Source organism: Caballeronia catudaia (genome assembly GCF_001544755.2).
Classification (GTDB): Bacteria; Pseudomonadota; Gammaproteobacteria; order Burkholderiales; family Burkholderiaceae; genus Caballeronia; species Caballeronia catudaia.
On the sequence record NZ_FCOF02000003.1, the window covers coordinates 319,152 to 340,469 of the forward strand.

Here is a 21,318-nt window from a genome sequence, read left to right on the forward strand (position 1 = left end):
ATGGCTTCTTTTGTTATATGAATCGAAGAGGCAGCGTGGAGCAAAGGCGCGGCGTCGACTGTTCGGCACGCCACCCGTCGTCGCGGATGGCCAATCCGCAGAGGTTTTTCGCGCGGGACGTGACTTATCGCACCGAAGGAGTCGCCGCGCCGGGTGAACCTTCCGGATTGACGCACGCATCAAAGGCGTAAGCCAAGGTCACTATCATGGATGGTTGGAATTGGAATTGAAATTCGAATACAGGATGGGTGAAATCCGATGAGACGACCCATCGTGATTGGCGCCCTGCTCGTAGGCGTTGCCGTGCTTGCGATCGGCGTTCCGGGCGTGAAGACGCAGTTTCAGACGGCCTACGCCGCATGGGACGAAGGCCGTCTCCAGGAGCACTTCTCGTGGAGCGGCTTCAGGCGCTGGTGGTATCGCACGACGGGCTGGGGCGGCCATCTGCGCGCAGGCCTCGATAATTCGCCGGTGCCGCCCACCGCCAGTTGCCCGCAGACTTCCTTCACGCCGCCCAGGCTGGTCGATCCCCGCAGCCCGAAGGATTTCGGCGCGGCGGGCAATGGCACCACCGACGACACCAAGTCGTTCCAGGCGGCCGTGGACGCCGGCGACGTGCTCGTGCCCGCGGGCACGTATCTGCTCAATGGCACGGTCGTCGTCACTGCCAGCAACCGGCATATCCAGTGCGAGCCCGGCGTCACACTCAAGAAGACGGTCCGCGAGAACAGCAACATGTTCAACTACGAAGGCCCGTCGACGGGGAACAGTCTCGTCGGCTGCAACTTCGTGGGCGCCAATCCGACGCGCATCCGCGAGTGGGACACGGTCGGTGAATACGATATTCCGGTTCAGACCAACGGCGCGGTCGATAACTTCGTTCTCGCGGGCAACAGCTTCCGCGATTTCTTCGGCCAGTCGATGTTTCAGACCGAAGGGCAAGGCGGCGGCACCGGCGCGGTGCTGATGTTCAACTCGTTCGCGAACTGTCCGCTCTACGGCATCGCGCTGGTGGGATCGGTCAACGGGCATATCGCCTATAACCTGGCCGACAACTGCCGCATGGGCCCCGAGAACAACGACGCCACGCAGGACAGCGGCGGCAACGTCCTCGAATGCAACCGCATGATCAACGGCGGCAACATCACCGGCGGGGCCAACGGCTCGGGCGGCGTCGACTATAGCGGCAATGTCGTGCGTCATAACGTGCTCGACGGCGGCTATATGCAGATCAGCCCGCCCGAGCGCGGCAAAGCGGCCCGGTATATCGACAACACCTGCAACGACTGCGCGACTGAATAGCGGCTTGTTCCAATTGTTCGCGCAGTGCACCGTGGAGCGCATCTTTCTTGCTTGCCGCTACTGGCAGCGTGCGCGACTTCATGCTCGCCCGACGAACCATCGTCGGGCCGGAAGCCGCCCGGACGAACGATGGGACGGACCCGCGATGCCTCATATCGGAATTACACCCGGCTTGCGCAAGGCAGTTTCTGCCTTGCTGATTGCATGGCTTACCGCATGCGGCGGCGGCGGCGACTCGGGCGGCGCAAGCAGCGCGTCCGGGCCGGCGGGCGGCGTCAAATTGCAAGTCGTATCGTTCGGCGACAGTTTGTCGGATGTCGGCACTTACGCGCCGATCGCGGGCGTGCTCGGCGGCGGGCGCTTCACCACGAATCCCGGTCAGGTATGGACGCAGGACGTCGCGCAATACTACGGCGACACGCTCACTGCCGCGTTCACGATCAATCTCGCGCACGAGTTGAAGGCGCAAGGCGGAATGGGCTATGCGCAGGGCGGCTCCACCGTCGCGACGCCGGCGAATCAGAATCGATTCCTCACCGACGTGATCGGCGACATCGAAATGCCGGTGAATCAGCAGATTTCGAGCTATCTGTCGGCGCACGGCAGCTTCAATTCGGGCCAGCTCGTGCTCGTCTGGGGCGGCGCGAACGACGTGCTGCGCGCAGGCAGCCCGCCCACCGCCGACACGACCGTGCAGAACGCTGCCACGACGCTCGCGCAACTCGTCGGGCAGATCGTGCAGAGCGGTGCCACGCATGTGGTCGTGATCAACGTGCCGAACATCGGACTCTCGCCCGATGGCGTCAAATCGTCCGATGGCGGTGCGAACTTCACGCAACTTTCGCAGCGCTTCAACGCGACGCTGAACGCCGCGTTACAGGCGAACGGGCTGCAAGGCAAGGTCATCGTGATCGATGCTTACACGTGGACCACTCAGACCATCACCAACTATCAGGCCAACGGTTTCACCGTGTCCAATACCGCTCAGGCCTGCGACCCGTCGAAGACGCCGCACGATACGTCGCTCCTCTGCTCGCCGGCTACCTACGTCGCTTCGAACGCGGACCAGACCTACATGTTTGCCGACGACCTGCATCCGACCACGCGGATGCACGCGCTTTTCGCGCAGTACGTGGAGCAGCAGATCGCTGCAAGCGGACTCGGTCACTGATTGCGCGCGACACTCATAGCCCGCGGCTCACATGCCTGACGAACGATTCGATGACGTCCTCGTTTCTCGACAGAAACACGAACTGACCGACGCGCCTCGAAACCAGCAGTCCCGCCTCGACGAGCGATGAGACATGCGCCGATACCGTCGATTGCGCAAGACCGCTGCGCGCGTGGATCGTATTCAGCGACACGCCGTGCCCGAATGCGACGCGTTCCTGCGCGAACGCGGTGTCGGGCGTCTTGAGCCATGCGAGGATGTCGCGCCGCAGAGGATTGGCGAGCGCCTTGTGAATCAGGTCGGCGTTCATGAATCAAAACATGTCCGTGCCGGTGGAGAAGGACGCATCCCGCTTCGATCGGGAAGGTATGAACGGACCCGTGATCATGCTCGAATAACTTTGACCGGGGCCGACCATCGGGAACACATCGGCGTCCTGGTCGATCATCACTTCGAGGAACGCGGGACCGTCGAACGCGACGAACGCCTTGAGGTGCTCGTCGAGATCGCCCATGTCCCGGACACGGCGGGCGAACGCGAATCCATCGGCTAGAGCGGCCTGAACGAAATCCTTGCGATGCAGCGCCTTGTCGCTCACGAACATGCGTCCATCGTAGAAAAGACGCTGCCACTGACGGATCATGCCGTCGCCGCAATTGTTGAGCAGCAGCACCTTGACCGGAACGCCGTACGTGCTCGCCGTTTCCAGCTCTCCCATGTTCATGCGGATGCTGCCGTCGCCGTCGATATCGATCACGAGCGCGTCCGGGCGCGCGAACTGCGCGCCGATCGCGGCGGGCAAGCCGAAACCCATCGTTCCCATGCTGCCCGAGGTGAGGAAGCTGCGCGGCTCGACAAAATCGAAAAACTGCGCGGCCCACATCTGATGCTGACCCACGCCCGTGCTGATGATCGCTTTGCCGCCGGTGATTTCGCTCAACTTTTCGATCACCCATTGCGGCTGAATGAGCGCGCTCTTTCGGTCGTAATTCATGCCGTGCCTGCGCTTGAGCTCCATCGCGTCCGCGGTCCAGCGTGACGATGCCCGCGTAACCGGTCCATGCGCCATCAGCGCGCGCAGCGTGTCCTTTGCATCGCCTATATGAGTCCACGACGCACGCTTGACCTTGTTGATCTCCGCTTCGTCGATATCAATATGCGCGACATGACACGCGTTCGGTGCAAACGTTTCCGGACGGCCGCCCGCGACGCGATCATCGAAACGCGCGCCCACGGCAATCAGAAAGTCGCAGTCTTCCACGGCATAGTTCGCGCATGCGGTCCCGTGCATTCCGAGCATGCCGAGCGCGAGTTCGTGCTTTGCGGGCATTGCGCCGAGCCCCATCAAAGTCGTCACTACAGGAATGCGATAACGCTCGGCGAACTGGCGCAATTCGGCCGCCGCACCCGACGCGACCACACCGCCGCCCGCATACAGAAGCGGCCGTTTGCTGTGCGCGAGAAGATCGAAGAATTCGGCGCTGCGCGTTTCTTCGAGCCGAGCGCCCATCGCCACCAGACGAAGGCGATCGGAATAGCCGCGAAACTGCAACGTGCCATGCCCGCGATACGGTCCCCTCCAGTTCTGAATGTCTTTCGGCACATCGACCACGACCGGTCCCGGCCGCCCCGTGCGCGCGATATCGAATGCGGTGCGCAGCGTCTGTTCGAGCTTGTCCGGATCGGTCACGAGAAAGACCTGCTTCGCGCACGCCGACATGATGTTGAACACCGGCGCTTCCTGAAACGCGTCGGTGCCGATGGCGGCACGCGGCACCTGTCCGCAGATGAGCACGACAGGCACGGAATCGCCATTGCAATCGGCGATCGGCGTCACGGCGTTCGTCGCGCCCGGACCCGACGTCACCATGAACACGCCGACTTTCCCGCTCGCCCGCGCATAACCCGCGGCCATGAAACCCGCGGATTGTTCGTTCGACGGCACCACGAACCGGATCTGCCGCTCCGGTCGATCCGCGTGCATTTCGTTGAAGCGGAACACCGCGTCATAGGTCGGCAAAATCGCGCCGCCGCTGTAGCCGAAGAGCGTATCCACGCCCTGTTCCGCCAGCACGCGCAAGATGATGTCGGCGCCCGAGAGCGATTCATCCGTATGTGTCATGTCAGGCTCTCCATCGTCGCGTTGCTTTCTTCGATCGCGAACGCACGCGCGACCACTTCCGCCTGTCTCGCCACATGCACCGCGTGATAGCCCGGCGCAGTCGATGCCGAAGCGGCACGTCCCGCATAAGACAGGCTCACGCGCGCAGGCAGCATCTCACGCAGTTGCGGCTCGACGAAACTCCACGCGCCCTGATTGCGCGCCTCTTCCTGACACCAGATCACCGTCTTCAGATTCGGATAGCGCGCGAGTTCATCGGCCAGTTGCCGCGACGGAAACGGATACAACTGTTCGATGCGAATGACCGGCGTATCGTCGATGCCATGCTTGCGGCGATAGTCGAGCAGCTCGTAATACACCTTCCCCGAAGTGACGATGACACGCTCGACATCCGCGCGACGCGACGCATCGATGTGCTCGTCCGGAAGAACTTCACGGAATGCGCCGTGAGCAAGATCGTCGAGCGAGTTGACGGCTTCCGCGTGTCTCAGCAGCGACTTGGGCGTCATCACGATGAGCGGCCGGGCATCGAAAGAAAGCACCTGCATGCGCAAGAGATGAAACAGTTGCGCGGGCGTTGTTGGCTGAACCACGCGCATGTTGTCCTGCGCGCTCAGTTGCAGATATCGCTCAAGCCGTGCCGACGCATGCTCGGGGCCCGCGCCTTCCTGACCGTGAGGCAGGAACAGGGTCAATGCACTGCGTTGCCCCCACTTCGCTGCGCCCGCGGCGATGAACTGATCGATGACGACCTGCGCGCCGTTCGCGAAATCGCCGAATTGCGCTTCCCACACGACGAGGGCATCGCGATTGACCGTCGAATAGCCGTATTCGAAGGCGAGCACCGCGGTCTCCGAGAGAATCGAATTCGTCACTGTGAAGCGGCCCTGCGCTTCTCCGACATGTTCGAGCGGAATGAAGACGCCATCCGAACGCGCCGTGCGCTTCTGGTTATGCAGCATCGCATGCCGATGATTGAACGTGCCTCGCGCGCTGTCCTGCCCGCTCAGCCGCACATCGACGCCTTCGCCCAGCAGCGACGCAAATGCAAGATGCTCCGCCATGCCCCAGTCGACCGGTTTCGCACCTGTGGACATATCACGGCGCGAGGCCATCAGCTTGTTGACGAGGGGATGAAGCTCATGACCTTCGGGCACGCTCGATATGCGCCGCGCCAGCACGCCGAGATGCTCGCGCGACGGGGCTTCGTAATGCGTGACGCCGTGTGCATCGGATGCGCTCGCAAGCTCCTGTGCATCGTCGGCGCGCGCCTGGTCGAGCAGCTTGCGCCGCGCATCGACCAGCGATTCGGCTTGCTCCGCCGTCAACACGCCTTCGCGAATCAACCTGTGCGCGTACAACGTCCGCACGCCGGGATGCGCCGCGATCGCGCGATACATCATCGGCTGCGTGATGGCGGGCGTGTCCTGTTCCTGATGCCCATGCTTGCGAAAGCACACGAGATCGATCACGACGCTGCGTGCGAACGCCGTGCGATAGTCGAGCGCAAGGCGCACGGCCATCGCGACCGCTTCGGGGTCGTCGCCGTTGACGTGCAGCACCGGCGCCTCGATCAGCTTGACGATATCGGTCGCATAGAACGACGAGCGCGTGTCGCGCGGATCGGAGGTCGTGAAGCCGATCTGATTGTTCACGACGATATGCACGGTGCCGCCCGTGCCATGTCCGCGTGTATAGGAAAGACTCAAGGTTTCCATCACGACGCCTTGCCCGGACATCGCCGCATCGCCGTGAATCTCGACTGGCAGCACATGTGAGGCGCCATCAGACGAGAGCGCGTCCGCCTTTGCGCGCGCCATTCCCTGCACGACCGGGTTCACGACTTCGAGGTGCGACGGATTGAACGCAAGCACGACTTCCACCGGTCCATCGGCGGTCTGCGTGACGGTGCTGAATCCCTTGTGATACTTGACATCGCCTTCGGGCAGATCGTCGGTGTCCTTGCCGTCGAACTCATCGAATAGCGCATGCAGCGGCTTGCCGGCGACGTTCACCAGCACGTTCAGCCGTCCGCGATGCGCCATGCCCATCACGACCGAGCGCACGTCCTTCGACGCGCCGTAGCGCACCAGTTCGTCGAGCAGGACGATGAGCGATTCGCCGCCTTCGAGCGAGAAGCGCTTTTGCCCGACGAAGCGCGTGTGCAGATACTTTTCGAGTCCTTCGGCCGCTGTCAGGCGTTCGAGAAAGCGCTGCTTGTCCGCGACCGGAAACGAGGGTTTCGCGTGCGTCGATTCGAGCCGCATCTGCCACCAGCGCCGCTCGTTCGCATCGGTGAGATGCATGAATTCCGCGCCCAGCGTGCCAGTATAGGTTTGTTCGAGCGCCGCGGCGATCTCTTGCAGTGTCGCGTCTTCATCGAAGAGATAGGTGTCGGCGGTGCTGAAACGCGTCGACATGTCGGCCGACGTCAGGCCATAGTAGGCGGGCGTGAGTTCCGCGAGCGTGCGCCGCGGCTCCCACTGCAACGGATCGAGATGTGCCTTGCGCGTGCCGATCGTGCGGAACGCCGTCATGAGCGACTGCACGGCCACCTGCTTTCTCGCGAGCGCGAGACCGTCACCGGAGGCCATCGCAAAGTCATGCGGCCGTCGCGCAAGCTCGACGAAGTTCGATACCACGGGCGCGTGCGGTTCATCATCGCGATCGCTTCCGTCGATGGCGGGCGTTTCGCGCAACGCATCGAACCATGCGCGCCATTCATCCGTAACCGATGACGGATCGCTCAGATAAAGCTCGTATTGCTCTTCGACATACGGCGCGTTGGCGCCGGACAGAAATGAGTTTCGACGTTTCTCGATCAACATGATGATCATCCTTCGTGTGCAGCGCGAGCGCAGTGCGCCCGCTTCATGAGATGAAGTCTAGCCAGCCATGACTGCGTCGAAGGAGGCGATTGGCGCGTTGTCGGGCCACTCCGTGCCGAATTTGGGCCACGCCGCACGCGCACGCGCGCTTATTACATCGCGGTAAAAGTCATTTGCCGGCAAGGGCGTCTTTCGCGCGCGCACGTTGGGATAGACTGGGCCATCGCTTGAAATTCACGCACTTACTTCACGAAGGTCACGGCATGAAAGTCGCCCTTGTTCTGTTCGACGGTGTGCAGGCACTCGACGTGGCAGGCCCACTCGATGTCTTCGCGGAAGCCAACACGCATCTTCCGCCGGACCAGCGATACGAGGTCTCGCTCGTCGGGCGCGAGGCCGGCATCGTGACCGCTTCGAACGGCATGCAGATCATCGTGCCGGTGGGCTACCTCGACGCCCTCGCCACCGATACGCAATACGACCTGCTCTTGATAGCAGGCGGACCGCAATTGCCCGACTGGGAACCGCCCGCCGAATTTCTCGCGTGGCTGCGCAAACAGGCGCGCGGCGCCGCGCGCTTCGGCTCCGTCTGCAATGGCGCGTTCGTGCTCGGGCACGCCGGCCTGCTCGACGGCCAGCAGGTCACGACGCATTGGTCGGACGCGGGACGTCTCGCGAAGACGTTTCCGCGCGCCTCCGTGCAGCCCGACAAGATCTTCATGCGCGACGGACGCCTCTTCACTTCCGCCGGTGTATCGGCGGGCATCGATCTGTGTCTGACGCTCGTCGCCGAGGACTTCGGACATGAACACGCCGTGCGCGTCGCGAAACGCCTCGTCGTCTACATTCAGCGCGAAGGCGGGCAATCGCAGTACAGCCCGTACATTGCAGCGACGAAGGAAGATGCGCCGATCATCGGCAAGGTGCATCGGTATGTGACCGATCATATCGGCGATGCGCTTTCCATCGAACAACTGGCGAATGCTGTTTCCGTGAGCCGACGGACCTTTTCCCGGCTATTCGCGAGGCATGCGAAGGTCACGCCTTCCGCATACGTCGAGCAGGTTCGCGTCGATACGGCGAGGACGCTGCTCGAGACCAGCGACGCGCCGCTCAAAACTGTCGCGTTCAAATGCGGCTTTCATAGCGCCACGCATATGCGGATGATCTTTTCGAGGCGGCTCAACGTCACGCCGAAGCAATATCGCGAGCGGTTTCGCGGCAATGTGGAAATCGAAGCGCCGCATGAAGCGCGCGTGCATGTTATCGAGCGTGCGATGCAGGAGGAACTGGCGGAGGCCGCGTGAGCGAGGCGTTACCGGATATCGTCGCGCCTGGCTTGGCGGTCGTGTTCTGCGGCATCAATCCCGGCATGCTCGCCGCGGCAACGGGCCATCATTTCGCGGGACGCGGCAATCGCTTCTGGCGCGTCGTTCATCTCGCCGGCTTCACGCCCGTGCAACTTCTTCCCGAAGACGATCGCGCATTCCTTCGATACGGCTATGGCCTCACGACGGCGGTCGCGCGCCCGACCGCACGTGCGGCGATGTTGTCGCGCATCGAGATCGTCGCGGCGGCATCGGCGTTCGAAGCAAAGATCGCGGGCCTTGCGCCGCGATATATCGCGTTTCTCGGGAAGATGGCGCTATCCGCCATCACCGGCAAACGCGATATCGAATGGGGACTTCAAGCCGGGACTTTCGGCGGCGCGCGCGCATGGGTATTGCCGAATCCGAGCGGATTGAACCGCGCCTTCAGCCTCGATGAACTGGTGACCGCGTATCGCGAGCTTCATGCGGCGGCATTCGCGATGCCCGTTGAAGCGCCCTGAGGCTTGCGGCCGCGAAGGCCATCGCCGCATCGCAAATGGCTATTCATGCGCAACGTCTCCGTCGCGAATTCGAGAAACGCGCGAATCTTGCCGCTCGCACCGCGGCGTTCCACATGCAATAAGTTCACCGGCACCGCCTCGGGCTCGAATGCCGCGAGAATGGGCCGAAGCCTGCGGCCGAGCACTTCGTGAATCGCCTGATACGAAAGCAACTGTGTGATGCCGACGCCATCGCGAGCCGCCGCGATGGCGGCAGGCGCGAGATCGACGATCATGCGCGGCTGAAGCCGCACCGGCAACCTCACGCCCTGTGCGGCAAACACCCATTCCAGTGGATTCGACACGCCCGTGAAGGACACGCAGTCGTGCCGCGTCAGCTCTCTCGGATGATCGGGCTCACCATGTGCTTCGAGATACGCCGGCGAAGCATAGGTCCTGCGCCTGACATGCCCCAGCGGAACCGCGAATGTCGACGAGTCCCCGAGATGACCGATGCGAATGGCGATATCCACGCCTTCATCGAGCAATCGCGTCGTGCGATCGGCATACACCGCCTGAATGCTGATGTCCGGATAGCGCAGCGCGAACGCGTTGATGAGCGGCGCGACGAATCGCTGGCCGAACAGCACGGGCGCTGAAATCGTTAGCGTTCCTACCGGTTTGACGTGATATGCGCCGATGTTCGCTTCCGCTTCGGCGATGGCATCGAGCACTTGCCGGCACGCGTCGAGGTAGGCGATGCCCGCGTCCGTGGGACGCACCGAACGCGTCGTGCGCGCGAGCAGCTGTGCGCCGGTGCGCGATTCGAGCGAGTTGAGCGCCCTCGACACCGCAGCCGTCGATAAGCCGAGCTTGTCCGACGCGCTGGTGAAGCCACCGCTATCGACGATGGCCACGAAGACTTCCATCTCACGCAATCTGTCCATTCTCAATCCCGAAGCACACGCTGTTTGCCCGGCGATTGTAGGCAGTCCGATGGCGCATGAATCGCAATGGCCTGAATCGAAAACAGATTGGCCAAGGATGAACGGCACGTCTGCACTGGCCCATACAGCGCATTGTTTGGCCCGAATCGCCTGTCCGCCGGCCTTCAACAAAGCCATATCGTCTCCGACAATGAATCAACGGCGACGCGTGGCAATCACATGCACCGCGCGCTCCAACTCTATAAGCGAGCCTGTCATGTTCTCTGCGATGCTTGAAGTCAACCCGATTGCCGATCAGTTCGATGCCTATCTCGGCATGGCGAATATGCTGCGGCCCGAACTCGAAAAGATCGATGGTTTCATGGATAACACACGATATGCAAGCCTCACGCGCGACGGCTGGCTGCTCTCGCTCTCCGCCTGGCGCGATGAAAAGTCCCTCGTTCGATGGCGCACGGCGACGAAGCATCACAAGATACAGCAAGCGGCGCGCGATCGCGTGTTCGCCGACTATCGCCTGCGCATCGGACAGATCGTGGCGGATACGCGCGTGCCCGATGGACATGCGCTCACCGAACAACGCCTCGACGTCACCGAAACGGGCGCAGGCAAGGCCGTGACGCTGCTCGATGCAAAGCGCGCGCCGGAATGGGTCAGGCAAGCCGGTCCGCAAAGCGTCGCGAGTTCGCTGGGGCTCGATATTGAAGCGCCCGGCCTCGTGGCATGGGATGTCTTCGACGCGCTGCTCGCGCCGGGCGAAGCGATCGTCGTGGCGACGTGGCGCGATCAGGCCGCAGCCGATGCGTTCGAGCATGACGTCGCGCGTCCGGAGGACGTGCGCCTGCGCCACATTCGTGTGATTCGTGAGTACGGCATGTTCGACCGGCGCGAAGCGCCGCAGTACTTCGAAGAAGCGAAGCGCGCGGTGTGACGATGAGCACCGCCGATCCATTGACCAACGACACGCAGGCGCCATCGGCGTCGCGCGTCCACCATCCCGCGTTGCGGTTTCGTCTCGCAATCGGCCTGACCGGAATGCTGCTCGCATCGTTGCTGGCCATATTGAACGAACAGGTCACCGCCTTTGCAATGGCCGACATTCAAGGCGCGCTTTCGATCGGGCATGACGACGGAACCTGGCTCACCACCTTGTTCGAAGCGGCCAACGTCGCAACGATGGTCTTCGCGCCGTGGTTCGGCATCACGTTCACGCTCAAGCGCTTCACGATAGGCGCCGTGCTCGCCACGATGCTCTTCGGGTTTCTTTGCCCACTGGCGCCGAATCTTTCGACGCTATACGTGTTGCGCGTATTGCAGGGCATTGCGGGCGGCTGTCTGCCGCCGATGCTCATCATCGTGGCGTTGCGTTATCTTCCGCCCAAGATCAAGCTCTACGGGCTCGCCGGCTATGCGATGACCGCGACCTTCGGCCCCGCGCTCGGCACGCCGCTCGCCGCGCTATGGACCGAGTACGTCGACTGGAGACTGGCCTTCTGGCAGATCGTGCCGCTCGGCATCGTGTGTTGCGTCGCGATTCAACGCGGGCTTCCCGATGATCCGCTCAAGCTCGAACGCTTTCGGTCGTTCAACTGGACGGGCTTTCTCTCCGGCTGCCCCGCCATCGCGATGCTCGTGACCGGCCTTCTGCAAGGCGACCGGCTCGACTGGCTGAACTCGGACTTCATCTGCGTGATGCTGATCGGCGGAACGGCGCTGCTTGCGGTGTTCCTCGTCAACGAATGGTTTCATCCGCTGCCCTTCTTCAAGCTGCAACTCTTGTCGCGGAGAAACTTCTCGCATGGACTGACCACGCTCGCGGGCGCCGTGATCCTGCTCGTCGGCGTCGCTGCGATACCGGGCCAGCATCTCGCGAGAATCCATGCGTACCGTCCGCTGCAAGCCGCGCCGCTCTCGCTGCTGGTCGCGCTTCCGCTGCTCGTCGCGCTTCCGTTGACGGCCGCGCTGCTGAACCTGAAGCGCGTCGATTCCCGCTGGGTCATGGCGACGGGGCTGTGCCTCATGATCGCGACCTGCGCGATGGGCAGCTTCATGACGTCCGAGTGGATACGCGACGACTTCTATCTGCTTCAATGCCTGCAGATCGCCGCGCAGCCGATGCTGATTCTCGCGATCCTGATGGGCGTCACGACCGGCCTGCCGCCGACCGAAGGCCCGTTCGCCTCCGCGATGTTCAACTCGGTCAAGACATTCAGCGCCGCCGTGGCGACCGCGCTCATCGAAGGGATCGGGACGCATCGCGAACGCTTTCATTCGAACGTGCTCGTGGATCAGCTCGGCAACCGGACGTTCATTGCGCATCAGGGCATGGATACGGCGCAACTCGCGCAGCTCGCGCATCGTGTTCACGAACAGGCGCTGGTGCTGATGTCCGCGGACCTCTATCGCGTGATGGCGTGCGTCGCCGTCGCGCTTCTGCTTCTCGTTCCGGTGCTGCCCGTGCGTATCTATCCGCCGTGGACCGCTACACCGCCTTCTTCGAAATAACCGCATCAAGGACGCTTCTCATGTCATCCCTCATCCGTTTCCGTTCCAGGCTCATTCGCGTCGCGGTGCCGGTGGCCGTGGTCGCGGTCGCCGCGTGGGCGAGCGTCCGGCTTCTCTCCGATCCGACCAGCGAAATCACCAACGATGCCTACGTGCAGGCCGATTTCACGCTCGTCGCGCCGCGCATCGCAGGCCAGATTGCCGATGTGCTCGTCGACGACAATCAGCCGGTCAAGGCCGGGCAACTGCTCGCGCGCATCGATGACCGCGACTTCCGCGCCGCCTTGATGAGCGCGCAAGCCGACGTGACCGCCGCGAGCGCGGCCGTCGCCAACTTCGATGCCGAAATCGCGCGGCATCCGTCGCTCGTCGACCAGGCCCGCGCCACGCTGCGCTCCGACGATGCCGCGATCGGGTTCGCGCGTGCGAATGCATCGCGCTATCAGAGTCTTTCGGAGACGGGCGCGGGCACCGCGCAGGAGCAGCAGCGCGCCTCCAGCACGCTAGAACAGCAGCTCGCGCAACAAGCGCATGACCGCGCCGTATTCATCGCGACGCAGCAGAATCTCGACGTATTGCGCACCCAGCGCGACAAAGCGGCAGGCGCGCTGGCGCGCGCCGTTGCGGCGCTCGAGCAGGCGAAGCTGAACCTGTCGTACACGGAGATTCATGCGCCCGTCGATGGCAAGGTGGGCCGGCGGTCGGCCCGCGTCGGCGCGTTCGTGACGCCCGGCGCGCCGGTGCTGGCCATCGTGCCGCTGACGGACGCGTATGTCGTCGCGAACTTTCAGGAGAACCAGATCACGAAGATGCGGCCCGGCGAAAGCGTGCGGATCAAGGTCGACAGCTTGCCGGGCGTTGTCATCAAAGGCCGCGTCGATAGTCTCGCCCCCGCCACCGGCGTGAGCTTCGCGCCCATCGCGCCCGACAATGCGACCGGCAACTTCACGAAGATCGTGCAGCGCGTGCCGGTCAAGATCACGATAGATCGCGGGCAGGAAGCGGCGTCGGCGCTGAGCGTGGGGCTGTCCGCCGAAGCGGAAGTGATGCTCGGCCGGCACAGCGAAACGCTTGCTCAGGGAGCCGACGCGAAATGAACACGAACGAACCTTCGCTGCGCTCGATCGCGCTTGCCGTGCTGGCGTGTCTCGCGATGGCCGGATGCACGGTCGGCCCGGACTTCGAACCTCCGAAGAACGCCACGCCCGATGTTTTCGAGCGCACGCAAACAGCGCAGGCGCCGAGCAAGCCCGTCGAAGCGGCCTTCAATCCCGAGTGGTGGACGCTCTTCGGCGACCCCACGCTCGACGCGCTGGAGAAGCGCCTCGCCGATGCCAATCTCGACGTGGCGGCGGCTTCGGCCCGTCTGCGTCAGAGTCGCGCGGAACAGCGCGTCGCCGGCGCGGCCGAGTTGCCGGCGATCGGTGGCGCGGCATCGTATAACCGCGAGCGCGGCAGCGAGAACGGCATTCTGTCGCTGCTCGGCGTGACGCCGTCGCAGAGTCAGCCGCAGTCCGCATCCGGCAACGCGCCGCTCGGCGTCTCGGCGATGCCGGGCTCCAAAGGATCGCCCGCCTACAACCTGTATCAGGCCGGCTTCGATGCATCGTGGGAACTGGACATCTGGGGCCGCGTGCGGCGCGGCGTCGAAGCCGCGAGCGCGCTGACCGATGCGTCGTATGAAGACCGCAATGCGGTGCTGCTCTCGGCGCGCGCCGAGCTTGCACGCGACTACATCGAATTGCGCGATACGCAGTCGCTGCTCGATATCGCCAGGCAGAACCTCGATATCGCCCGCGATGCGGTGCGGCTCACGAAGATCCGCGTGCGCGAAGGCGTCACGACGGATCTCGATGTCGCCAACGCATCGGCGCAAATGGAAACCATCGAGAGCCTGATTCCGACGCTCGAATCGCATCGCGATACGACCATCAACGCCATCGGCGTATTGCTCGGCGAGCAGCCGGGCGCGCTGCGGCCCATGCTGATCGATGCGCGCGACGTGCCGAAGCTGCCGGATCAGGTGCCGATCGGATTCGCGTCGGAGCTGGCGCGGCGCAGGCCGGACATCCAGAAGGCCGAGGCGCAGTTGCATGCGGCCACGGCGTCGATCGGCATGGCGAAGGCGGACTTCTATCCGCGCATCACACTCAATGGCAGCGCGGGCCTTCAGAGCCTGCAACTGTCCAGTCTCGCCGAATGGGCGTCGGGACAGTTCGTGATCGGACCGTCGATCACGTTTCCGATCTTCGAAGGCGGGCGGCTCAAGGGCACCTTGCAACTGCGCGAGGCGCAGCAGCAGGAAGCGGCCATCGTCTACAAGCGCACGGTGCTCGAAGCATGGCGCGAAGTGGACGACGCGCTGCTCGTCTACGATGCGGAACAGCGCCGGCACGACAATCTCGCGAACGTGGTGAGCCTGAATCAACGTGCGCTCGGCATCGCGCAACAGCGTTATAAAGCCGGCGCGCTCGACTATCTCGATGTGCTCAACGTGCAGAGGCAATTGCTCGACGCGCAAAGCAGGCTGGAGCAGAGCAAGGCGACGGCCGCGGAGAATCTCATCACGTTATGCAAGTCGCTCGGCGGCGGATGGGAGACGACATTCGGAGAACATCACGCGAGTCGTTGAGCGCATGTAGGCGCTTTCATTCGAGATTTGCACACCCGCGTCCGATGAACAGTCTTGCGCCGCGGGTACAAATACACATGTGGCGTCATCGTTCAGTGGCCGCCCGCCGATCCCGCGCCTGCGCCCTTGCCCGGCTTCGTCAGCCAGATGAGCGGCACGATCGCGATGAAGATCACCGCGGAAAGCCAGAAGCTGTCGTTGAGGCCGAGCATCGCAGCCTGCGTCGTCAGCGACCGCTCGAAGAACGCCAGGGCCGCGCCGAGCTGCGTGCCCGACTGGTCGCGTGTTTCGACCTCCGCGTCCATCGACAGCCCGATGCGCAGCGGATGCGCGTCCAGTTCGCGCTGGTCGAGACGGATGCGCACGTGGCCGTGGTACTTCACCTTCGCGCCGTATGCGTCGGCGGTGAGCGTGACCGGCTGGCCGATCCGCATGTGCGCGAGCTGCACTTCCTTGAAGTTGGCGTCGACCCAGACGCCGTCGAGCGGCACGATCGCCATCAGCGGTGCGCCCGGCGCAACGCGTTGCCCGACCTGCACGGAGCGGCGCGCGACGTAGCCCGTCACCGGCGCGGGCAGCGTGTTGCGCGCATCGTCGAGCCAGGCGTCGCGCACTTTCGCCGCTGCCGCCTGCACGTTCGGATGACGTTCGACCGACGTGCGATCGGTCAGCGCATGATTCGCCCCGGACTGCTGGCGCACCGCATCGAGCGCGGCCTGCGCGACGCTCACGGCATCGCGCGCATGAGCGATGTCTTCGCCGGACACCGCGCCCGTTTCCGCGATCGACAAGCCGCGATCCGGGCCGTTGCCGAGCAGTGCCGCGATCTGATAGCGCGTGGCGAGAACGCGGCCATCGAGCGCCGAAAGCGTCGCGCGGCTCGATGCGAGATCGGCTTCGGCGGTCTTGCGTTCGACTTCGGTATCGAGCGCGAGCCGCACCGCTTCCGCATCGGCCCTGCTCGCGTGCACTTGCGAGACGGCGGCGCTGAGCGCCTCGCGATTCTTGCCCCACAAATCGAGCTCGTCGTGCGCCGCGCACTCAATCTTCGAGGAACTTGTTCAGCAGCCGGAGGAATTCCTTGAATTCGCTTCTGTTGAACTTCCTCAGACGGCCGTTCAGCACGACCGGCACGATATGCGGCAATTCCTGGGCGACTTTTTCACCGTCGCGAGTCAGCGTGAGATTGACGAAACGGCGGTGGAACGTAGATTCTATTTTCTACGCGGTCGGGCGGGAGATCTCTGCGGAGCTTCGCGGGTTGTTCTTTTTCGGCCAGGTTCGCTAACATATCGGGAAAGAAGCAGCTGCATAACCCTGATACATACTCGCCGCATCCAAAGTAAGCTTCTTGGGCGCCTGTCGTTTTCCTGAATAAAGCACTCCCGTGCAGTTACAAGGCAAACATTCATGTCCGCACCACCAAAGATCAGTGTTCTCCTTCCTGTGTACAAAGTTGAGCCGTATATCGAAGAATGCCTCGACTCGTTACTGTCACAAACCTCCACCGATTTCGAAATTATTGCCGTCGACGATAGCAGTCCTGACCGATCGGGCGAAATGACCTTGCGTATCCTGGAAGAGCAAAACAGGATTCGATGGCAGTTCATTAAAAACCCGGTAAATAAGGGGCTCGCCGAGACCCGCAGAATTGCGGCGCTTGCGGCCCGTGGCGATTACGTACTATGCGTCGACAGCGATGACCACGTGCATCACGATCTCGTGCGCCGGGTCATCGAAGAGGCCGAGACGCATCATGCGGATGTCGTGATCTTTGCTGCGGAGAACATCAGTCCTGAAGGCAAGATCAACTATCGCGTCGAGGCCGGCGACGCCATCATGAGCGGCGTCGAGGCAGTCGAGAAGATTCTCGATTTATCGATGCAGGCTTATTGCTTCAACAAGCTCGTGCGGCGTTCCATATTCCTCGCCATCGAGCATCCGTCCGGACTGATCTACGAAGATATCTGCGTGTCCGTGCAGACGCTCGGTAAATCGAATGTCGTGCGGCTCATGCCCGATACCTTGTATTCGTACATGTATCGCGAATCGGGAATTTCGACCCGCTTCAATCCGAAGATCGTCGACATTTTTGCCATCATGGATCGCGTGGAGCGCAGCACCGCGTCCATGCCGATTCGCAATTACCGCAAGCTTTTGTTCAGACTGAAATATGTCTACGGTTACCGGACGATCGCATTTCAGGCTGCGACCAAGGCGCCGACGTATCGTCTGGCCAAACCCATTCTCGACAGCGTTGCTGAACGGCTACGTCTCACTCATCTGTTCGGCATGTATTCGGATCATCGATCGAAACTGTCTTTCGTGATGGCCATGCTCAAAATACATCCGTGGCTGTTCTACTGCTTCGTGCGACGCTTCGGCCGATGAACGTACCCTTGCAAACGGTCGCCTATTATTCGTTTCGACCCTTCGTGCTTACAACTGATGATTGAGTAAGTTTTGCCGTGGCATTCTGGCCGCATGGTCTTTTTTGCTGTCACAGACGTTTACATTCATCTCATAAGACGATAACCTTGCGTCCGTTGTCTGGTTTTCGGCAACGGTTGCCGGTGCAGTGTCAGGAAGTCGAAATAATCCGCATTTCTGACCGCTCAACGCAAACGTTTCCCTCTTCCGACGACTCCGCCTTCGAACTGAGCTCGTTCGTCATTTCGTAGGACCAAACGGGCGAACACCGTTGTTTGCTCGACTCCGCCATCCAGCGCTTGCCGTGTCGCGCGCTGGGCCTTATTAGCGAATCCGTGCCGTTCTGGTTGCCGACTTTGGCGTCGCGTAGCCGGTTTTGTGTTGCACATGTCGTTCGGATGACTAAGTAACGTCATTTCAAAGACACCACGGATCAGCGTGACGCCGACATTACTTCGTTGGCTCGCGCATCGCCGAGAAGGTCCTTCAGCGTGCTAGAAATTCACGAGCATTGCGCCAATATATTAGCAATGCTAAACGCAATGATGAATCGCAAACACAACTCTCTTCGCCCCTTCACCCTGTTGTCGGCACGCAAGGCCGCCGCGATCGCGACCGCGGTTCTCACGAGCGTGCTGCTCGCCGCGTGCGGTGGCGGCAGCGACGGCGATCTGGCCGCGACCGCCAAGAGCGCTGACGACCTGCCGGACTCGACTGCCAAGGCTTCGACCAGCACGTCGATCTTCTATGGCGCGAATGGGCGCAACACGAACGGCGGCGCGTACGACGCCACGGCCGTCACGACGCAGCTCGCGCAGTTGCAAGACCTCGGCGCGAAGATCTACCGTAACGACGTATACAGCCTGACCTCGGCGAAGGTCGTCGCAAAGATGGCGCAGACGATGGCGGCGAGCGGCGTGACCGTGTACCCCGTCATCATGCTGGGCACCGGCTACAACAACGAGCAGGACGCCTATAACGCGGGCTATAACCTCGGCAAGCAAGTCGCGGGCACCTACAAGTACAAGTATTACGAAGTCGCCAACGAGCTGGAGTCGCAAGCGCTCACCGGCAACGTCGACGGTACGAACTGGAGCCACTACAGGAACCAGCCTTACGTGGTCGCGCGCGGCGTGATCCGCGGCTTGATTGCAGGCGTGAAGTCGGTGGACGGCTCGGCCAAGATCATCGTGAACGGCACGTGGCTGCACTACTCGTTCTTCCAGATGCTCATGGACGGCTCGCAGCCCGACGGCACCCGTGGCCACCCGACCGTCAGTTGGGACATCACCGCATGGCACTGGTATTCGGATCAGGGCGACATGACGCATGCATGCGGCGGCACGGGTTGCTATGACATGCTCGGCGTACTCCATTCGTTCGGCAAGCCCGTGTGGATCAACGAATTCGGCGTGCGTCCGAACTACGGCAGCGATTCGCAGATTGCGTCGTACATGGCCGGCAACCGGATGATGGCTCAATTCCAGAGCGTGGCCTCGAAGTACAACATTCAGTCGATCCAGGCGTTCGAACTTTATGACGACAGCGAAGGCGCATTTGGTCTGATGAAATCGGACGGTCAGACCCCGAAAGACGCATACTGGGCGTACAAGAACTTCGTAGCCACTCATCCTATGTAACTTTGCCACGGGTGGCATAGCGCCCCGAGCTGCCTCATCTCACGAGCGACCCACTGCGGTCGCTCGTTGCGTTTGGGGCCCGTTTTGAATTCATCGGGTCGAGGAAGCGCAACGTTTGCCGCGTTCTGCGTTTCGCTCTAGTTCACAGCGATTACATGTCATACGAATCGACGAGATCAGTTCGGCTTCCTAATTCTCTTTGCGATTCGGACATCTGCCGGCCGAAATCTGCGGTCTGCGCCACACAGAGCGCTTGACGGGCCCTCAACCATACAGATAGCCTACGATCCATCGAAGGAAGCTTTCAAAACTTCTCGCACAAAGGCGCACCACATTCGATAGTGAGGGTATTGCCGAGGGTTTTGGTTCTTCCACGTTTCACGTGTGCGGTCGCAACGTCCGCCATGCCCGCTCGTCGATCCGGCGAACGAAGCCGCGACAGGCTATTGCGTTTTCCTCCTCCTGATCATCCGCAAACGTTCTCTGCGGGTTCTCACACGTCGTTGAATGACGACGCCTCAGCGCCGGGTTACGTACCGCACAGAACGCGGCGTACAGCCTGTCATTCTTGCCCCCACATTGCGTCTGATGCTTCACATGACGCGTGGCGACGAAAGACTAAAAGGGGCACACATGAGTAATCCTAAGAAAAAGACGTTGAACACCGTGATCAAGCTCAGCGCGATCGTGATCGCCGCGGCTACCGCCAATTTTGCATCCGCGCAAACGGCGGCAATTCCCTGCAATAGCCAAACTTCCGAGGCGTGTGCGCCTGTCAGCCTGAGCGGAGTGATGACGGTTGCGGCGACAGACTCGTCGACGAGCACATCGGCATCGACCGAACCGACTGTCGACACGCAGTCGTCGATCGTTCTCTTGCTCGAGAGCGGTCGCGGCGATGGTTCGCCGGGGTCGCGTTCAGGCGGCGGCAACGCGGGGGGCTCGGGCAACGCGGGTAACGCGGGCAACGCGGGCAACGCGGGCAACGCGGGTAACGCGGGCAACGCGGGCAACGCGGGTAACGCGGGTAACGCGGGTAACGCGGGTAACGCGGGTAACGCGGGTAACGCGGGTAACGCGGGTAGCTCGGGTAGCTCGGGTAGCTCGGGTAGCTCGGGCACCGGTCAAGGCTCGGTCGGAGCCGGGTCAGGCGCAACGGCGGGGGCAGGCGGCACGGCTGGCTCCGGTACGGGAGGCAGCACGGGAGGTGGCACGGGCTCGGGATCGCCCGGAACCGGGAATGGAAGCTCGGGCCCCGGTAATTCGGGCGGTGGCGATTCGGGCGGTGGTGATTCCGGTGGAGGAGATTCCGGCGGAGACACGGGGGGGCATGGCCATCACGGACACGGACATGGCGATGGTGACGGTCATGGCGATGGCCACGGACACGGTCATGGCGATGGTGATGGTGATGGCCACGGTCATGGTGATGGTCACGGCGATGGCGATGGTCACGGTCACGGCGATGGCGATGGCCACGGTCACGGCGATGGTCACGGTCACGGCGACGGCGGCCACGGCGACGGTGGTCACGGCGGCGTTGGTCATGGCGATGGCGCTCACGGCGACGGCGGCCACGGTGACGGTGGTCATGGCGACGGCGGCCACGGCGATGGTGGCCACGGTGACGGTGGTCACGGCGGCGTTGGTCATGGCGATGGCGGCCACGGCGACGGTGGTCACGGCGGCGTTGGTCATGGCGATGGCGCTCACGGCGACGGCGGTCACGGTGACGGTGGTCACGGCGGCGTTGGTCATGGCGACGGCGCTCACGGCGACGGCGGCCACGGTGACGGTGGTCATGGCGATGGCGGCCACGGCGACGGTGGTCATGGCCACGGCGATGGCGGTCACGGCGATGGCGGCCACGGTGACGGCGGTCACGGCGGCGTTGGTCATGGCGATGGCGGCCACGGTGACGGCGGTCACGG

Annotated in this window: 17 protein-coding genes; 11 read left to right on the forward strand and 6 right to left on the reverse strand. The window is 62.6% G+C overall.

Going from position 1 to position 21,318, the window contains the following annotated elements; translation table 11 throughout:
* Nucleotides 1-258 precede the first annotated feature (258 nt).
* Together AWB75_RS05360 and AWB75_RS05365 are read left to right on the forward strand one after the other, a co-directional pair.
* Entirely contained in the window at nt 259-1,302 is a 1,044-nt protein-coding gene (locus AWB75_RS05360; RefSeq protein WP_061123016.1) for a glycosyl hydrolase family 28-related protein, read from the forward strand.
* 145 nt (nt 1,303-1,447) lie between these two features.
* On the forward strand, nt 1,448-2,473 hold the full coding sequence (locus AWB75_RS05365; RefSeq protein WP_061123017.1) for an SGNH/GDSL hydrolase family protein: 1,026 nt from the start codon (nt 1,448-1,450) through the stop codon (nt 2,471-2,473).
* Between the two features lie 13 nt (nt 2,474-2,486).
* Here the strand turns inward: AWB75_RS05365 and AWB75_RS05370 are convergent, their stop codons facing one another.
* Genes AWB75_RS05370 through AWB75_RS05380 form a run of 3 tightly spaced genes read right to left on the reverse strand, consistent with a single transcriptional unit; the run spans nt 2,487 to nt 7,432 of the window.
* Nucleotides 2,487-2,783 (reverse strand): ArsR/SmtB family transcription factor, encoded by a 297-nt coding sequence (locus AWB75_RS05370; RefSeq protein ID WP_061123018.1) that lies wholly within the window; start codon nt 2,781-2,783, stop codon nt 2,487-2,489.
* Nucleotides 2,784-2,786: 3 nt separating this feature from the next.
* Nucleotides 2,787-4,595, reverse strand: coding sequence for a biosynthetic-type acetolactate synthase large subunit (gene ilvB / locus AWB75_RS05375; RefSeq protein WP_061123019.1), 1,809 nt, complete (start codon nt 4,593-4,595; stop codon nt 2,787-2,789).
* A complete protein-coding gene (locus AWB75_RS05380; RefSeq protein WP_200822924.1) occupies nt 4,592-7,432 on the reverse strand; it encodes a 2-oxoglutarate dehydrogenase E1 component in 2,841 nt (946 codons plus the stop codon). The genes ilvB and AWB75_RS05380 overlap by 4 nt, the downstream gene beginning before the upstream one ends.
* Before the next feature lie 254 nt (nt 7,433-7,686).
* Here AWB75_RS05380 and AWB75_RS05385 point away from each other — a divergent pair, with 254 nt between their 5' ends.
* Complete coding sequence (locus tag AWB75_RS05385; RefSeq protein WP_061123020.1) at nt 7,687-8,730, forward strand: GlxA family transcriptional regulator; 1,044 nt, start codon at nt 7,687-7,689, stop codon at nt 8,728-8,730.
* The gene (gene mug / locus AWB75_RS05390; protein ID WP_061123021.1) at nt 8,727-9,254 is read left to right on the forward strand and encodes a G/U mismatch-specific DNA glycosylase; all 528 of its coding nucleotides are present in this window, start codon (nt 8,727-8,729) and stop codon (nt 9,252-9,254) included. Before AWB75_RS05385 ends, mug begins: the two co-directional genes overlap by 4 nt.
* On the opposite strand, the gene AWB75_RS05395 is transcribed toward mug, so the two are convergent.
* A complete protein-coding gene (locus AWB75_RS05395) occupies nt 9,215-10,180 on the reverse strand; it encodes a LysR substrate-binding domain-containing protein (RefSeq protein ID WP_061123022.1) in 966 nt (321 codons plus the stop codon). The two genes, mug and AWB75_RS05395, sit on opposite strands and share 40 nt — an antisense overlap.
* Nucleotides 10,181-10,436: 256 nt before the next feature.
* On the opposite strand from AWB75_RS05395, the gene AWB75_RS05400 reads away from it, so the two are divergent.
* Genes AWB75_RS05400 through AWB75_RS05415 form a run of 4 tightly spaced genes read left to right on the forward strand, consistent with a single transcriptional unit; the run spans nt 10,437 to nt 15,317 of the window.
* Complete coding sequence (locus AWB75_RS05400) at nt 10,437-11,111, forward strand: antibiotic biosynthesis monooxygenase family protein (RefSeq protein ID WP_061123023.1); 675 nt, start codon at nt 10,437-10,439, stop codon at nt 11,109-11,111.
* Nucleotides 11,112-11,113: 2 nt separating this feature from the next.
* Complete coding sequence (locus tag AWB75_RS05405; protein ID WP_061123024.1) at nt 11,114-12,685, forward strand: MFS transporter; 1,572 nt, start codon at nt 11,114-11,116, stop codon at nt 12,683-12,685.
* A gap of 20 nt (nt 12,686-12,705) precedes the next feature.
* A complete protein-coding gene (locus AWB75_RS05410) occupies nt 12,706-13,782 on the forward strand; it encodes an HlyD family secretion protein (RefSeq protein ID WP_061123025.1) in 1,077 nt (358 codons plus the stop codon).
* On the forward strand, nt 13,779-15,317 hold the full coding sequence (locus AWB75_RS05415; RefSeq protein WP_061123026.1) for an efflux transporter outer membrane subunit: 1,539 nt from the start codon (nt 13,779-13,781) through the stop codon (nt 15,315-15,317). Before AWB75_RS05410 ends, AWB75_RS05415 begins: the two co-directional genes overlap by 4 nt.
* Before the next feature lie 92 nt (nt 15,318-15,409).
* On the opposite strand, the gene AWB75_RS05420 is transcribed toward AWB75_RS05415, so the two are convergent.
* The gene (locus AWB75_RS05420) at nt 15,410-16,288 is read right to left on the reverse strand and encodes an efflux RND transporter periplasmic adaptor subunit (RefSeq protein ID WP_407642124.1); all 879 of its coding nucleotides are present in this window, start codon (nt 16,286-16,288) and stop codon (nt 15,410-15,412) included.
* A 439-nt stretch (nt 16,289-16,727) separates the two neighbouring features.
* Between AWB75_RS05420 and AWB75_RS05430 the strand changes: the two genes are divergently transcribed.
* Together AWB75_RS05430 and AWB75_RS05435 are read left to right on the forward strand one after the other, a co-directional pair.
* Nucleotides 16,728-17,708, forward strand: coding sequence for a glycosyltransferase family 2 protein (locus tag AWB75_RS05430; RefSeq protein ID WP_061123027.1), 981 nt, complete (start codon nt 16,728-16,730; stop codon nt 17,706-17,708).
* 584 nt (nt 17,709-18,292) lie between these two features.
* Entirely contained in the window at nt 18,293-19,387 is a 1,095-nt protein-coding gene (locus AWB75_RS05435) for a glycoside hydrolase family protein (protein WP_061123069.1), read from the forward strand.
* 593 nt (nt 19,388-19,980) lie between these two features.
* Here AWB75_RS05435 and AWB75_RS37610 read toward each other — a convergent pair.
* Entirely contained in the window at nt 19,981-20,244 is a 264-nt protein-coding gene (locus tag AWB75_RS37610; protein WP_061123028.1) for a hypothetical protein, read from the reverse strand.
* Between the two features lie 383 nt (nt 20,245-20,627).
* Between AWB75_RS37610 and AWB75_RS36600 the strand changes: the two genes are divergently transcribed.
* Nucleotides 20,628-21,318: hypothetical protein (locus tag AWB75_RS36600; protein WP_200822925.1), on the forward strand; the 691-nt coding region annotated here is incomplete at its 3' end.